At 35.7% G+C, this 14,833-nt stretch carries 11 protein-coding genes; 10 read left to right on the top strand and 1 reads right to left on the bottom strand.

The window, feature by feature from the left end:
• From ACQKOG_RS21170 to ACQKOG_RS21155, 4 genes are read left to right on the top strand one after another with little or no spacing between them, the layout of a single operon-like run.
• Nucleotides 1-1,044 (top strand): HEAT repeat domain-containing protein, encoded by a 1,044-nt coding sequence (locus tag ACQKOG_RS21170; RefSeq protein WP_402869329.1) that lies wholly within the window; start codon nt 1-3, stop codon nt 1,042-1,044.
• A complete protein-coding gene (locus tag ACQKOG_RS21165) occupies nt 1,041-2,465 on the top strand; it encodes a glycosyltransferase family 2 protein (protein ID WP_370078134.1) in 1,425 nt (474 codons plus the stop codon). The genes ACQKOG_RS21170 and ACQKOG_RS21165 overlap by 4 nt, the downstream gene beginning before the upstream one ends.
• Entirely contained in the window at nt 2,462-5,653 is a 3,192-nt protein-coding gene (locus ACQKOG_RS21160; protein WP_427448210.1) for a hypothetical protein, read from the top strand. Before ACQKOG_RS21165 ends, ACQKOG_RS21160 begins: the two co-directional genes overlap by 4 nt.
• 22 nt (nt 5,654-5,675) lie before the next feature.
• Nucleotides 5,676-6,770, top strand: coding sequence for a polysaccharide deacetylase family protein (locus tag ACQKOG_RS21155; RefSeq protein WP_370078130.1), 1,095 nt, complete (start codon nt 5,676-5,678; stop codon nt 6,768-6,770).
• 203 nt (nt 6,771-6,973) lie between these two features.
• On the opposite strand, the gene ACQKOG_RS21150 is transcribed toward ACQKOG_RS21155, so the two are convergent.
• Nucleotides 6,974-7,876, bottom strand: coding sequence for a LysR family transcriptional regulator (locus tag ACQKOG_RS21150; RefSeq protein WP_370078126.1), 903 nt, complete (start codon nt 7,874-7,876; stop codon nt 6,974-6,976).
• Between the two features lie 291 nt (nt 7,877-8,167).
• Here ACQKOG_RS21150 and ACQKOG_RS21145 point away from each other — a divergent pair, with 291 nt between their 5' ends.
• The 6 genes from ACQKOG_RS21145 to sufB all read left to right on the top strand — a co-directional run bounded on the left by ACQKOG_RS21145 (nt 8,168) and on the right by sufB (nt 14,663).
• Nucleotides 8,168-8,704 (top strand): hypothetical protein, encoded by a 537-nt coding sequence (locus ACQKOG_RS21145; protein WP_427448209.1) that lies wholly within the window; start codon nt 8,168-8,170, stop codon nt 8,702-8,704.
• A 708-nt stretch (nt 8,705-9,412) separates the two neighbouring features.
• The gene (gene sufC / locus ACQKOG_RS21140; protein ID WP_370078122.1) at nt 9,413-10,192 is read left to right on the top strand and encodes a Fe-S cluster assembly ATPase SufC; all 780 of its coding nucleotides are present in this window, start codon (nt 9,413-9,415) and stop codon (nt 10,190-10,192) included.
• A gap of 18 nt (nt 10,193-10,210) precedes the next feature.
• Complete coding sequence (gene sufD, locus ACQKOG_RS21135) at nt 10,211-11,518, top strand: Fe-S cluster assembly protein SufD (protein ID WP_370078120.1); 1,308 nt, start codon at nt 10,211-10,213, stop codon at nt 11,516-11,518.
• On the top strand, nt 11,518-12,747 hold the full coding sequence (locus ACQKOG_RS21130; RefSeq protein ID WP_100544504.1) for a cysteine desulfurase: 1,230 nt from the start codon (nt 11,518-11,520) through the stop codon (nt 12,745-12,747). Before sufD ends, ACQKOG_RS21130 begins: the two co-directional genes overlap by 1 nt.
• Complete coding sequence (sufU, locus tag ACQKOG_RS21125; RefSeq protein WP_370078118.1) at nt 12,737-13,165, top strand: Fe-S cluster assembly sulfur transfer protein SufU; 429 nt, start codon at nt 12,737-12,739, stop codon at nt 13,163-13,165. Before ACQKOG_RS21130 ends, sufU begins: the two co-directional genes overlap by 11 nt.
• Nucleotides 13,166-13,265: 100 nt before the next feature.
• Nucleotides 13,266-14,663 (top strand): Fe-S cluster assembly protein SufB, encoded by a 1,398-nt coding sequence (gene sufB / locus ACQKOG_RS21120; RefSeq protein ID WP_031417705.1) that lies wholly within the window; start codon nt 13,266-13,268, stop codon nt 14,661-14,663.
• Nucleotides 14,664-14,833: the final 170 nt, after the last annotated feature.

Here is a 14,833-nt window from a genome sequence, read left to right as displayed (position 1 = left end):
ATGATTGAATTATCTATTCAATTATTACTATATATTATTGTTATTCTCTTACTATTTTGTGGTATAGCTATGATTTATTTAATCTATCAGAGAAGGTATGAAGAGAGAAAAAAGCATGAGATAGAAAAGTATATTCAAAAAACAAAAATACTTTGGCAGGAGTACATTCTACAGGACGGCCAATTTACTGATACGCAAATTCCTAAAAGTAAAATTCAAATATTAGCGGTAGAACATATATTTTTATCGTATTTAAGAAATATATCCAATCCGATTATCCAACAAAAAATCTATACTTTTGCACAGATGAATTTAAAGGAATATTACCAAAATGAGCTGAAATCCAGAAATTGGAGTAAGAAAATGAATGCAATGTACCGCATTGCTGATTTCCATATAAAAGAGCTTATTAGTACTTGCGAAGTATCAATTAATTACAACCGTTCTATAGAAGTATTTCAGCTATTAAAAATATATTCTATTCTTGAAAAAGAAAAATTTATACAAGAAATATTGCTATGTAATTATTCTTTTTCAGAAAGTGAATATAAAAAGTTATTTTCGTATTTAGAAGTAGAAATGCTTCAACGACTTATGGAAAAAATGGAGAATTTACAACAAGCAGCACAATATGCGTTGATTGATACAATTGCAGCAAAAGGTAGTATGGATGTTATAGAGGGACTTGAAGATTTATTAGTAAGTGAAGATACTGAAATTCGCATTCGTACTCTTAAGGGACTTGAAAGAATTGGGGTTATCCGAGATATAGAAACGTATATTCCATTTGTCAATTCGTCTATATGGGAAGAAAGATTAATGGTCGCAAAAATATTTAAATATGCACCTTTAACATTTACTGCCGAGCATTTAGAAAAATTGTTACAGGATAGTAATTGGTGGGTACGATCACAAGCAGCAAGCACGATAATTGAAGATCCACGAGGTTATCAAAGATTAAAAGAATTCATTACAACAACAAATGACCAGTATGCAATTGATATGGCTAATGAAGTATTAGAAAAAAGGATGCGTGCAGTATGATTATACTTGACTATTTAATGTGGTTTTTTGGTGGGGTAATCATAATTTATATGCTACTAGTTATAGTAACGTATGGGCTTATGTTTTTGTTTGCACTTTTAAAGCTACGAAAAGAATATAGGCTTGATCAAACTGAAATGGATGATACGTATATTGATGCGTTCTATTCTAAGCCAGTATCTGTAATTATACCCGCCTATAATGAAGAAGTAGGTATTGTGGATAGTATTCATTCTCTACTTAGTCTACATTATCCTGAATTTGAAATAATCATTGTCAATGATGGTTCTACTGATTGTACTCAAGAAATAGTTATTGAGCATTTTCAAATGAAAAAAATTGAAAAAATAATAAAGATGGAAATCCCAACAGATCCCATTATTCAAATCTATCAATCACAAATTCACCCAAATTGTTTTTTAGTAGAGAAAGAGAATGGTGGAAAGGCAGATGCTTTGAATGTAGGCATTAATGTTGCAAGTTATCCTTATTTTTGCTCTGTTGATGGAGATTCAATTCTGGAGAGTACATCTTTATTACGTTTAATGAAACCCATTGCCTTATCTGATGGTGCGGTAATTGCGGCAGGTGGGAATGTTCAAATTGCTAATGGAATGAATATGCACCTTGGTTCCATATTAGAAACAAACTTGTCTAAAAATTATTTAGTTACTATGCAAATTATTGAATACTTTAGAGCTTTTTTAATAGGACGAATTACGCTAAGTAAATTTAACTTAGTTTTAATTATTTCGGGTGCATTTAGTGTATTTTCGAAAAAATGGGTAGTAGAAGCAGGTGGCTATACTAAAGGTATGATTGGTGAAGATATGGAGCTCGTAGTAAAACTACACCGATATATCCGTAAAAAGAAAGAAAATAAACGTATTGAATTTGTAGAGAACCCTGTTTGTTGGACAGAGGCACCAGAAACCATGGCCGTTTTAAGGCGACAAAGAAGAAGATGGCATCAAGGATTATTAGAAAGTTTATGGAATCATAAAACAATGACTTTAAATCCGAAATATGGTGGTATTGGGTTATTATCCTTCCCTTATTTTTGGCTCATTGAAGGCTTTGGGCCAATTATCGAACTTGGTGGATATATTTATATTATTTTTGCTTTTTTCTTAGGTGATATCTATTATGAGATAGCTATTTTACTACTTTTAGCATTTGTACTTTATGGTGTTGTATTTTCAATTATGGGTGTGTTATTTGAAGCATGGAGCAAAAATAAAACGTTCAAGGTTGCAGATTTAATACGTATGATGTTATTAAGTTTTACAGAAATTTTTTGGTATCGTCCTATTACACTCATTTGGCGCTGTGAAGGTCTTTTGAACTTTTTAGTAAGAAGACGAGAGTGGGGCAAAATGGATCGTAAAGGTATTTCAAGCAAGGAGCAAGAATCGATATGAAGCGTATTTATTTGGGAATTATAGTAGTGTTATTGCTTATAGTGATACCAATAGCTCTTTGGTTCGTGTCACCTAATAAACAGCTGAATGTTGCAATCATTGATAAAACAGTGAAGGATGAATCATATCGAGAGCATTTAGGGTTAACTTGGCTATTAAATTATTTGAAGTACGAACATAAAGAAGGTCAATATGATGAGTCTAAGGATTATTTTGGCACAATTCCAGATGAACAAAATAACAGTGTATCTACTTCTAAAATGCCAAAGGATTACAAAGATTATGATGCAATCTATTTAGCAGATACGTATGGTGTCTATGAAGATGATCTTAACCCAAAGCAAGAAAGGTTTGGGGCACGCACAAAGAAAATTGTTGGTGGATTAGAGTCGCAAGAATGGGATGCTATTATGAAACGTTTAACTAGTACAAAAAAAAGTTTATTTATAGCAGAATTCAACTCTATTGCATCACCAACGTCTCCTGAAGTGCGAAATCAAGTGCTAGATTATTTGAAAATAGATTGGTCTGGTTGGATTGGCCGCTATTTTGAAGAATTAGATTATAGAAAAAATAATGAAATTCCACAATGGGTTGTTGATAAATTTAAGGATGATTGGAAATATGAAGGTGGGGGCTTCATATTAGTGAATGACTTTAGAGATGAGGTTTTTGTTTTAGAGTTAAATAAACATATTGATAAAGAAGGTATTTATCTTAACTTCACTAAAGTAGGGCAGGAGTCCTTGGGTGTTTCATCGAGCCCACGATATGACTACTGGTTTGATATTGTTACCGCGAAGAATGAGCAAGATGTTTTAGCGAATTATGAGTGGAGCTTAACTGACGAAGGTGAAAAATTATTAAATGAACATGATGTCCCTCTTTCGTTCGCAGCAGTTGTTTCAGGTGAACAGAAAAATACTACAAAATATTATTTTGCTGGCGATTTTAATGATATTAATAAAGTACCATCTTTCTATAAAATGAAAGGTCTGGAATCGGTCTATAAATTTTTACAAAAATTTTCAGGTGATGATTTTTATTGGTCAGCATATGTACCGATGATGAAGTCTATTTTAAAAGAATTCGAGAAAAAAGAAGTTAAGCAGAAATCTGACAGTTCAGCAAAAAATAATTTAGGTTATAATACACGGATTAACGATCAAAAATTTGAGATTTTAAAAGATGGAAAATGGGAAGCTACCACCCTCAAAGGCGTTAATATGGGGATGGGAAAACCAGGTTATTTCCCTGGAGAAGCGGCCATTACGGAGGATGAATATTATCGTTGGTTCCAGCAGATTGGTAAAATGAATGCCAATACAATCCGAGTCTATACGTTACATCCACCTGGCTTTTATAGAGCTTTAAAAAGATATAATGAGGAAGCAAAAAATCCTTTATATGTACTACATGGAGTGTGGATTGAAGAAGAAGGTTTAGAGAAAACTTTAGATGCTTATGATCCTGCAACGCTTGAGAATTTCCGAGCAGAAATGAAAACCCTTGTAGATGTTATTCACGGTAATAAATATGTAGAGCACGTAGTAGGACATGCATCTGGATATTATGATACGGATATTTCACAGTATATAATCGGTTGGGTTATTGGTATCGAATGGTACCCCCATATGGTAAACGGAACAAATGAAAAGCATGCTAATATTGGACAGTATAATGGTGTTTATTTCGAAACAAAAGATGCTTCTCCATTTGAATATTGGCTTGCAGAACAAATGGATTATATTACGCAATATGAGCAAAATAATTATGACTGGATGCACCCTATGAGCTTTACAAACTGGGTTACAACAGATTTATTAGATCATCCATCTGAGCCAAATACAGATGAAGATATTGCCAGTGTTAATCCGAATGTTATTTATACAAAAGGGTTAGCGAAACAAACAGGTCAATTTGCATCGTACCATGTGTATCCATACTATCCAGATTTCTTTAACTACGATCAAAAATACTTGTCGTATGTGGATCATCGTGGAGAAAAAAATAGTTATGCAGCTTATTTAGCAGACTTACACGCTGCACATCGTATGCCGGTATTAATCGCTGAGTTTGGAATCCCTGGCTCTCGTGGTTTAACCCATGATAATCCGTATGGCTGGACTCAGGGATTTGTATCAGAGCAGAAACAAGGTGAAATATTAACCCATCTTTTTGAGGATATCATGGCAGAGGATTTACTTGGTGGATTAGTATTTACCTGGCAAGATGAGTGGTTTAAACGTACATGGAATACGATGGATTATGATAATCCAAACCAACGCCCTTATTGGTCTAATGCTCAAACAAATGAACAACAATTTGGTTTACTAAGCTTTGATCGTCATAAGGTACAGGTTGACGGAGATATATCAGAATGGAAAGCTCCTCTCTTATATGAACAACAAAAAAACAAGCCTTCAATGAGTGTTGATTATGATGAAAGATACTTGTACCTCCAATTAAATGGAGATTTACTCAATAAAACATCTTCTACTCAAATTCTATTAGATGTTATTCCGAATCAAGGAAAAACATCAAAATCAGATTTGAAAGGAGTAACGTTCAAAAATGGCATTGAGTTTGTTGTGGAGCTTAATAAGAATAAGGAGTCACGTATGGTCATCGATCCTTATTATGATTTCTATTCTTATTTATATGGAAATGAATTAAAGCTTATCGACATTCCATCTTCAAATGTTATGAAAAAGAACACTACGTTCAGTCCGATTTACTATGCTTTAAATAAAGAGCTATACTTGCCGGAACGAGATATAGCTGTACCTTTTTCAGAATATGAAACAGGAAAATTAATAGAGGGAAATGGTAATCCGAAGGCAAAGGATTATAATTCTCTTGTCGATTATAATTGGAGCGATAAAGGAACTATAGAATTACGTATTCCTTGGTTACTTCTTCAATCAAAGGATCCTAGTCATAAAGAATTTATAGGGGATTTTTATAAAGAAAACGGAGAAACATCAGTTTTTGTAGATAAAATAAATATAGGTGCATTATTTCTTAATGATAAGCATGAGGTTGTGTCTTCATTGCCAGAGATTGAAAAAGGTGTACTTAATCAATTGCATAGTTTTACATGGGATAATTGGAGTATGCCTAAATCTGTAGAACGTTTGAAAAAATCCTATGAAGTTATGAAAGAAACATTTAAGAAATATGAATAATGTTTTAAAGGAGAGAGAAAGATTGATTCAATGGAGAAAGCTTATTGTTATATTAGCGATACCATTTGTGCTTTTATGCATAAATGGTATTACAATAACGCAAGCGAAATCTTTGATAGAACACAAAGAAATAACAGATTTAAATAAGGAATGGACGATCACATTTAACCAGCCAATTAATAAAGAATCAATTACTAGCTCTTCAATTACAATAAAAGATGAGGCAGGAAATGATTTTCCGTTTACATTTGAAATTGATAAAAATAAAGTCAAAGTGAAGCCTGAAAAATCATACGAAAACTATACGACATATACTTTAAGTGTCCAAACTGATATTGAAAATGATAAATCAAAACGTTTAAAAAATAGTTTCAAGTTGATTTTTACTACCAATTTTGCAATCGAAGATCTTAAAAAAATCAAGCCGTTAAATAATTCTAATTATCATGGACAGGCACTTGTAACCCTATCCTATGACGATGGTTATCGAAATTGGTATGATAAAGCACTACCACTTCATTCGAAATATAATATGCCAGGAACCTTTAATATTATCGGTGATAAATTGTACTCAGATGATAAGAATTATATGTCACCATCTCAAGTATGGGTTGCACATGATTTAGGTTTAGAAATTGCATCTCATACACAAAGTCACTCATTTCTAACAAAAAAATCGGTGGATGAAATTCATTATGAATTTGATGAAAGCATAAATACAATCGAGTCTTTACTAGGTAAAGGTATCGTTTCAACAGTTGCGATTCCTTATTCCGATTATAATGAAGAAGTAAGAAAAATTGCTATGCAATATTTCGACGGTATACGTGTATTAGGTAGAGAAACTAATGTACCTAATAATTATGATCCATACTGGTTAAAATCATATCCTATTACAAATACAATAGAATTCGAGGATGTAAAAAAATGGATTGATAAGGCGGTTGCTGAGAAGTCTTGGGTTATTATTATGTTACACGGTATTACAGAAGATCGATTGGAAGAGTATGAAACAACGCCAGAAATTTTAGAACAGATTATGAAATATATTAATGGACTAGGTAAAGATTCTATATTATCAGTGAATACAAAGGAAGGATTACAGCTTACTAAATAAGAAAGCGGAATCCCAAAAAGAACCGAAGGAGAGAATTATCAAAGCGACGGAAAGAAAGGCGAGAACGACGGAAGGAATCGTCAAAGCGACGGATAGAACCGCCGAAGTCGTGGATAGAAACATCAAAATGATGGATAGAACCATCAATCTGACGTATTGAAACACTTTAAGCCCCAAAAAAATCGCCAGCTACGGCGATTTTTTTATTGGAATTGAGAAAGACGTGAAAAGAAATTGGTAACGAAGTCTAAAAATATTTTTTCTGATGGAGCAATTTCGCGGTTTACAGGTGAAATAATGCCGACTGTTCTTGGAATTGTAGGTGATATAATCGGTACTTTTACTGTGAAGCGTGCAGCTGAATCATACAGTGAGCTTTCTGGTAATAAGCTGACCCCAATGCCTGCAGCGACAAGACCCTTTAGTGCATCTAAGTCTTCACCCTCGGAGATGATGTTTGGCGAGAAGCCGGCAGCTCGGCAGGCATCCATAGCTACTTTATGTAATATGTATCCATCTGGGAATAGCACAAATAAATCGTTACGTAAATCGGCAAGCTGAATACTTTCCTTTTTGGCTAATGGATGTTTTGCTGGCAGTAATGCTGCGATGTTTTCAGTAAATAAAATTGTTGAATGAATCGATTCGTCCTTCGGTGGAAGCGGGCCTAAAAAAGCTAAATTTAACTCGCGATTTTTGACTGCATCAATTAAAAAACGATAGGAGCCTTGACGGAGCTGGAATTGTAAATCTGGATATTCACGCTTGAAGGCTGAAATAACAGTGGGCAATACATAGCTAGCCAAGCTCGTTGGAAAACCAATTTTTATCGTACCTTTAGCAGGATCTAAATATTCTTCAACTTGCTTTGCGGCAAAATCGATGGCTTTTAAAGCAGTAATTGTGTGCTCGAGAAATATTTTTCCAATCGGTGTCAATTTAACATTCCGTCCGACACGTTCAAAAAGTGGTGTGCCTAATTCATTTTCTAAATTAGCAATTTGTCGGCTTATTGCAGATTGAGCAACATGAAGATGTTCGGCAGCTTCTGAAATGTGTTCACGCTCAGCAACTTCAACAAAATATCGTAATTGACGTAACTCCACTAGATCTTCACCTCTATTAATCGAAAAATACGATTGATTATGCCTCAATTATATACTATTTAAGATGAAAAATGATTGTAAATAAACAAATGTTAGCTAGAAAGCGGGGGAGATGCACAGTAACTTCATTGGAGCTCAAGAAAGTAAGGCGAAGGCAGTTTTCTCAAAGAATGTTGCTAAACGAAAGAGTCAGATATTTAAAAGAGTATGTTATATTTTGGATTGCAGTAAAAGGCGAATGGAATAGTATAATTAGGCGTAATTTAACTTGTTTCGTAAGAGGTGTTTAGTTTGTTTAAAAAGAAAATATTGATTGGATATTCAGAAGACGCTGTCCTAGCAATTATCGAACACTTAGAGAAAAGTAGCATTCCGTTTGAAATAGGAATCAAAGATATTTTAAAGCGGTCGTCTGAAGAATACGAAGGTTTTTATATGGTCAAAGTTCAAAAAAAATGTTCAAAACAAGTAGAAGCTATTGTTGCACAGTATGTGTCGCAAGAAGGTTTGAAGCATCGGTATAAAGTGAAGAAAAAGAAAAGTAGAAAATTAGAGAGGAAGGAAAAAGCTCTTTATTTGTTTGCAGCTTTTATATACTTTTTAGCAGCATCGGTCATCGAAATGGGTAAAGCATTAGAAGCGGACATTGTTTCGTCTATCGGTTGCGCCGCTTTATTGATGGGCGGCGTGTTTATGGCGACAAAATTTTACAAAGAGATGAAAAAAGAACCGGGTGATTTGAGAGAGATTAATAAGCTGACGATGATGTTCGGAATTAGTATGATATTTTATGCCGTTTCTTCTTTTATATTTGTACTTCTATATTAATTACTTCCTCTAGATAGAGACCTTGTTCTAGTGTCTTGAATAAGGCTTGTTGGTCCGCTTCTTTAATTTACTTACTGCTTCATACATACACAAATCTCCAGTCCGCCTCCTGAACCTGCATTATATTCAATCATAATCGATATTTTCAAGGGGAAAACAGCCAAAGGGAAAAATAAAGTAGATTAAAAAAATTGCATGATCTACATTTATTAATTTTGGCCCACCCACAGTTTGACATATATATATAAGTTGATTTCCGTTCTGGTTGACGCCCACAGCCGGAACGGAAATCAACCCACTTTATAATGAAGAACCTTAATTTTATGAACTAGTACTCTCGAGATTTCTTTCCTTTAATTGATTCCATTCTAATAAAAAAGGTTATAGTATTGGTATTGTTATTTATATATTTCTGTCACAAAACCGCTACAATTCGCACTTTCTGCGGGGTTTTCACTATGTAGCTAGATGAAACTGATTCTCAATTAGAATTATTTCATTGAAAATGAGGTAAGTTGATTCTCATTGTCAATAACGATTAGCAATAATCTGAAAATGCTTACAAACTCTTTATTTTTAAGGATTGTTTCAGAGAAAATTGAAAGTGATTGAAATGGTTTGCATAGAGAACGATTTTCAGTTAAGATTAGAATGATGATAATTAAGGAATGGTACACCATTCACTGAACACACTATGGAGGTATTTTCATGTCAACTTTAGTTATTAAAGATCTTCACGTTGAAATCGACGGGAAAGAGATTTTAAAAGGCGTAAACCTTACAATTAATACAAATGAAATTCATGCAATCATGGGACCAAACGGAACTGGTAAATCAACACTAGCTTCTGCTATTATGGGTCACCCTAAATATGAAGTAACTTCTGGTACAGTAGAACTTGATGGCGAAAATGTACTTGAAATGGAAGTGGACGAGCGTGCTCAGGCAGGTTTATTCCTAGCAATGCAATATCCTTCTGAAATCGCTGGTGTAACAAATGCTGACTTCTTACGTTCAGCTATCAATGCACGCCGTGAAGAGGGCGATGAAATTTCTCTAATGAAATTTATCCGTGAATTAGATAAAAACATGGAATTCCTTGAAATGCACGAAGATATGGCACAACGTTATTTAAATGAAGGTTTCTCTGGCGGTGAGAAAAAACGTAACGAAATTCTTCAATTAATGATGATTAAACCAGCTTTCGCAATTTTAGATGAAATTGACTCTGGTCTTGATATTGACGCGCTTAAAGTTGTTTCTAAAGGAATCAATGCAATGCGTGGAGAAGGATTCGGCTGCTTAATGATCACTCACTACCAACGCCTACTTAACTACATTACACCAGACCATGTACACGTAATGATGCAAGGTCGCGTTGTTAAATCAGGTGGCGAAGAATTAGCACAACGTTTAGAAGCTGAAGGCTATGACTGGATTAAAAAAGAATTAGGTATTGAAGAAGAAACTGAAGAACAAGAAGCATAAGAGGGAGGACGAACTAGCATGACAGTGGAACTTAACTTGCCTGTAACAGTACAGGACGTGCGCTCGTTCTCAGAAGCAAATGGAGAACCGGCTTGGTTTACAGAACTTCGCGCGGCAGCACTAGACAAAGTAACTGGTTTAGATTTGCCAAAACCAGATAGAACAAATATTACAAAATGGGATTTCGTAAATTTCCCAACTCACACAGTTGACAGTGAAGGATTCGCTTCACTTGATGCATTACCAGAAGAAGCAAAAGGTTTAATTGATCTTGAGGCTCAAGAAAATCTTTATATTCAACGCAATAACACACCAGCTTTCATCAAAACATCGCAAGAACTAGCTGATAAAGGTGTTATTTTTACAGATATTTTAACAGCGGTTCGTGAACATGGCGACCTTGTTAAAAAGTACTTTATGACAGAAGCTGTAAAAGTTGATGAGCATAAATTAACAGCACTTCATGCGGCACTTGTTAACGGTGGTGTGTTCGTATACGTACCTAAAAATGTCATTATCGAACAACCGCTTCAAGTAGTATTCTTAAATGATAACGCAGAAGCTTCATTATATAACCACGTGTTAGTTGTTGCTGAAGCAAATTCTGCTGTAACTTATGTTGAAACATATATTTCAACAGTTGAAGAAGCAAAAGGTCAAGCAAACATTATTGCAGAAGTAGTAGTTCAAGACAATGCACAAGTTACTTACGGTGCGGTTGATGTACTTGCGAAAGGATATACTACTTATGTAAATCGTCGTGCACGACTAGCTCGTGATGCGAAAGTAGATTGGGCTCTTGGCTTAATGAATGACTCAGATACTATTTCTGAAAACATTACACATCTAATCGGTGACGGTTCTCATGCTGATACAAAAACAGTAGTTGTTGGTCGCGGTGAACAAAAACTTAACTTTACTACTGAAGTTCGTCACTGGGGTAAGAACTCAAATGGTCATATCTTAAAGCATGGTGTAATGAAAGATGCAGCACAATCAATCTTTAACGGTATTGGCTACATCGAACACGGTGCGACAAAAGCGGATGCACAGCAGGAATCACGTGTATTAATGCTTTCTGAAAAAGCTCGTGGCGATGCAAACCCAATTCTATTAATCGATGAAGACGATGTAACAGCAGGACACGCAGCATCTGTTGGTCGAGTGGATCCACTACAACTTTACTACTTAATGAGTCGTGGTATCTCGAAAGCAGAAGCAGAGCGCCTTGTTATCCATGGATTCCTTGCGCCAGTTGTTACGCAATTACCAATCGAAGGCGTACAAAAGCAACTGACGGAGGTTATTGAAAGGAAAGTTCGCTAATGATGAATAAAGACATTAAAAGCTATTTCCCAATTTTAGATCAGGAAGTAAACGGTCATAAGCTTGTTTACCTTGATAGCGCAGCAACTTCTCAAAAACCTATTCAAGTAATTGAAGCAATGAAGCATTATTATGAATTCGATAATTCTAATGTACACCGTGGTGTGCATACATTAGGAAATCGTGCTACTGACAAATATGAGGGTGCACGTGAAAAGGTTCGTAATTTTATTAATGCTACATCAACACAAGAAATTATTTTTACTCGCGGTACTACAACTGCTTTAAATACAGTGGCATCAAGTTATGGTCGTGCTAATGTTGCTGAAGGTGATGAAATTGTCATTACTCACATGGAGCACCACTCTAATATTATTCCTTGGCAACAACTAGCAAAGGAAAAAAATGCAACGCTGAAATATATTGAGCTTGAAGCGGATGGCACACTTAACTTAGAAAAGGTTCGTGCGACAATTACACCTAAAACAAAAATTGTGTCGGTGTCAATGGCGTCAAACGTCCTTGGAACGATTAATCCTATTAAAGAAATCGCTCAAATCGCGCATGCGAACGGTGCTGTAATGGTAGCGGATGGTGCACAAGCAGCACCACATATGAAAATCGATGTACAAGATTTGGATGTAGATTTCTTAGGGTTCTCAGGTCATAAAATGTGCGGACCAACTGGAATAGGTGTACTATATGGTAAAAAGGAACACCTTGAAAAGATGGAGCCAATTGAATTTGGTGGCGAAATGATTGACTTTGTTGGACTTTATGATTCAACGTGGAAAGAACTACCGTGGAAATTTGAAGGTGGAACTCCTATTATTGCAGGTGCAGTAGGTTTAGGAGCCGCTATTGATTTCTTAACTGAAATTGGGCTAGATAACATTGCGGAGCATGAGCATAAACTTGCAGGCTACGCGATGGATCAGCTTGAAACAATTGACGGACTTAAAATTTTCGGCCCACGTGACCCAATGAAGCGTTGTGGACTTGTAACGTTTAACCTAGACGATGTACATCCACATGATGTGGCAACGGTTCTTGATATGAACGGTATTGCTGTTCGTGCAGGACATCATTGCGCACAGCCACTAATGAAATGTCTTCAACAAGTAGCGACAGCGCGTGCAAGCTTCTATCTGTATAACACAGAGGAAGATATTGACCGCCTAGTTGCAGGGTTACGTTCTGCGAAGGAGTATTTTGGCGATGTCTTTTAATAATTTAGACCAACTATATCGTTCAGTCATTATGGATCATTATAAAAATCCTCGTAATAAAGGATCTATTGAAGAAGATGCTGTAACGATCGATATGAACAATCCGACTTGTGGAGACCGTATTCACTTAACGCTAAAAGTGACTGACGGTATTGTTGCGGATGCGAAGTTTGACGGTGAGGGCTGTTCGATTTCGATGTCTTCTGCATCCATGATGACGCAGCTTATCAAAGGGAAAAAAATTGAGGAAGCATTAGAGCTTGCTGAAATTTTCTCTAAAATGATGATGGGCGAAGACTATAGCGAGAAATATGACCTTGAGGATGTTGAGGCACTACAAGGTGTTTCTCAATTCCCGGCACGTATTAAATGTGCGACATTAGCTTGGAAAGCGATGGAAAAAGGTGTAAAGCAATAATATCTAAATTTGAGTGAAAGTCACTATAGGTGCTTTCACTCAAAGTAAGATATCCGAGCTTGAAACAAGATAACAATAATGCATGAACGGAGGAGAAACGATGGCTAAAAAAATGCCTGATATTGGCGATTACAAATACGGATTCCATGACAAGGACGTATCAATTTTCCGTTCAAAACGTGGTTTAACTGAAGAAATCGTCCGTGAAATTTCAAATATGAAACAAGAGCCAGAGTGGATGCTTGAATACCGCTTAAAAGCACTTGAAACTTTCTATACAAAACCAATGCCGCAATGGGGTGGCGACCTAGGAGATTTAGATTTTGATGAAATTACGTATTACGTAAAACCATCAGAAGCTACACAAAAATCTTGGGATGAAGTACCTGATGAAATTAAAGCTACTTTTGATAAATTAGGTATTCCAGAAGCAGAGCAAAAATACCTTGCAGGTGTATCTGCTCAGTACGAATCTGAGGTTGTATATCACAACATGAAACAAGATCTTGAAGACCTTGGTATTGTGTTCAAAGATACTGACTCAGCTTTACGTGAAAACGAAGATATTTTCAAACAATACTGGGGCAAAGTGATTCCTTACACTGACAATAAATTCGCTGCGCTAAACTCAGCTGTTTGGTCAGGTGGATCATTTATCTATGTACCACCAGGTGTAAAAGTGGAAACGCCATTACAAGCTTACTTCCGTATTAACTCTGAAAACATGGGTCAATTCGAACGTACGTTAATTATTGTAGATGAAGGCGCTCACGTACACTACGTTGAAGGTTGTACAGCTCCTGTTTACACTACAAACTCTTTACACTCAGCAGTAGTAGAAATTGTTGTACGTAAAGATGCATATTGCCGTTATACAACGATTCAAAACTGGGCAAACAACGTTTACAACCTTGTAACAAAACGTACAGTTGTTGAAGAAAATGGTACAATGGAATGGATCGACGGTAACATCGGTTCTAAGTTAACAATGAAATACCCAGCTTGTATCCTTAAAGGTGAAGGCGCTCGTGGTATGACATTATCAATCGCATTAGCAGGTAAAGGGCAACACCAACACGCAGGTGCGAAAATGATTCATATGGCACCAAACACATCTTCAACAATCGTTTCTAAATCGATTGCTAAACAAGGTGGTAAGGTAACGTATATGGGTCAAGTGCGTTTCGGCCCTAAAGCAAGTGGTGCACGTGCTAACATCGAATGTGATACGTTAATCATGGATAACCAATCTACTTCAGATACAATTCCATACAACGAAATCTTAAATGATAATGTTTCTTTAGAACATGAAGCGAAAGTTTCAAAAGTATCAGAGGAACAATTATTCTACTTAATGTCTCGTGGTATTTCTGAAGAAGAAGCGACAGAAATGATTGTAATGGGCTTCATCGAGCCATTCACAAAAGAATTACCAATGGAATACGCAGTAGAAATGAACCGTCTTATCAAGTTTGAGATGGAAGGTTCTATCGGATAATATGCCGATAAACGTTGGCAAGTAAGGGTTTTACGCTATGGCCAAACCCCTTATTGCCCACAAATTTCTTTTATAAAGAGGCTGGGACAAAACCCATCTCTAAACTAAAAAGCCGGCGAAATTTTACGATCAGTAAAATTTCACCGGCTTTCAATTTTTTTCATAAAAAA

Source organism: Lysinibacillus sp. NPDC093216 (genome assembly GCF_050280325.1).
Classification (GTDB): domain Bacteria; phylum Bacillota; class Bacilli; order Bacillales_A; family Planococcaceae; genus Lysinibacillus.
The sequence above is the reverse complement of the archived record's forward strand: the minus strand, read 5'-3'. Positions and strand labels throughout refer to the sequence as shown.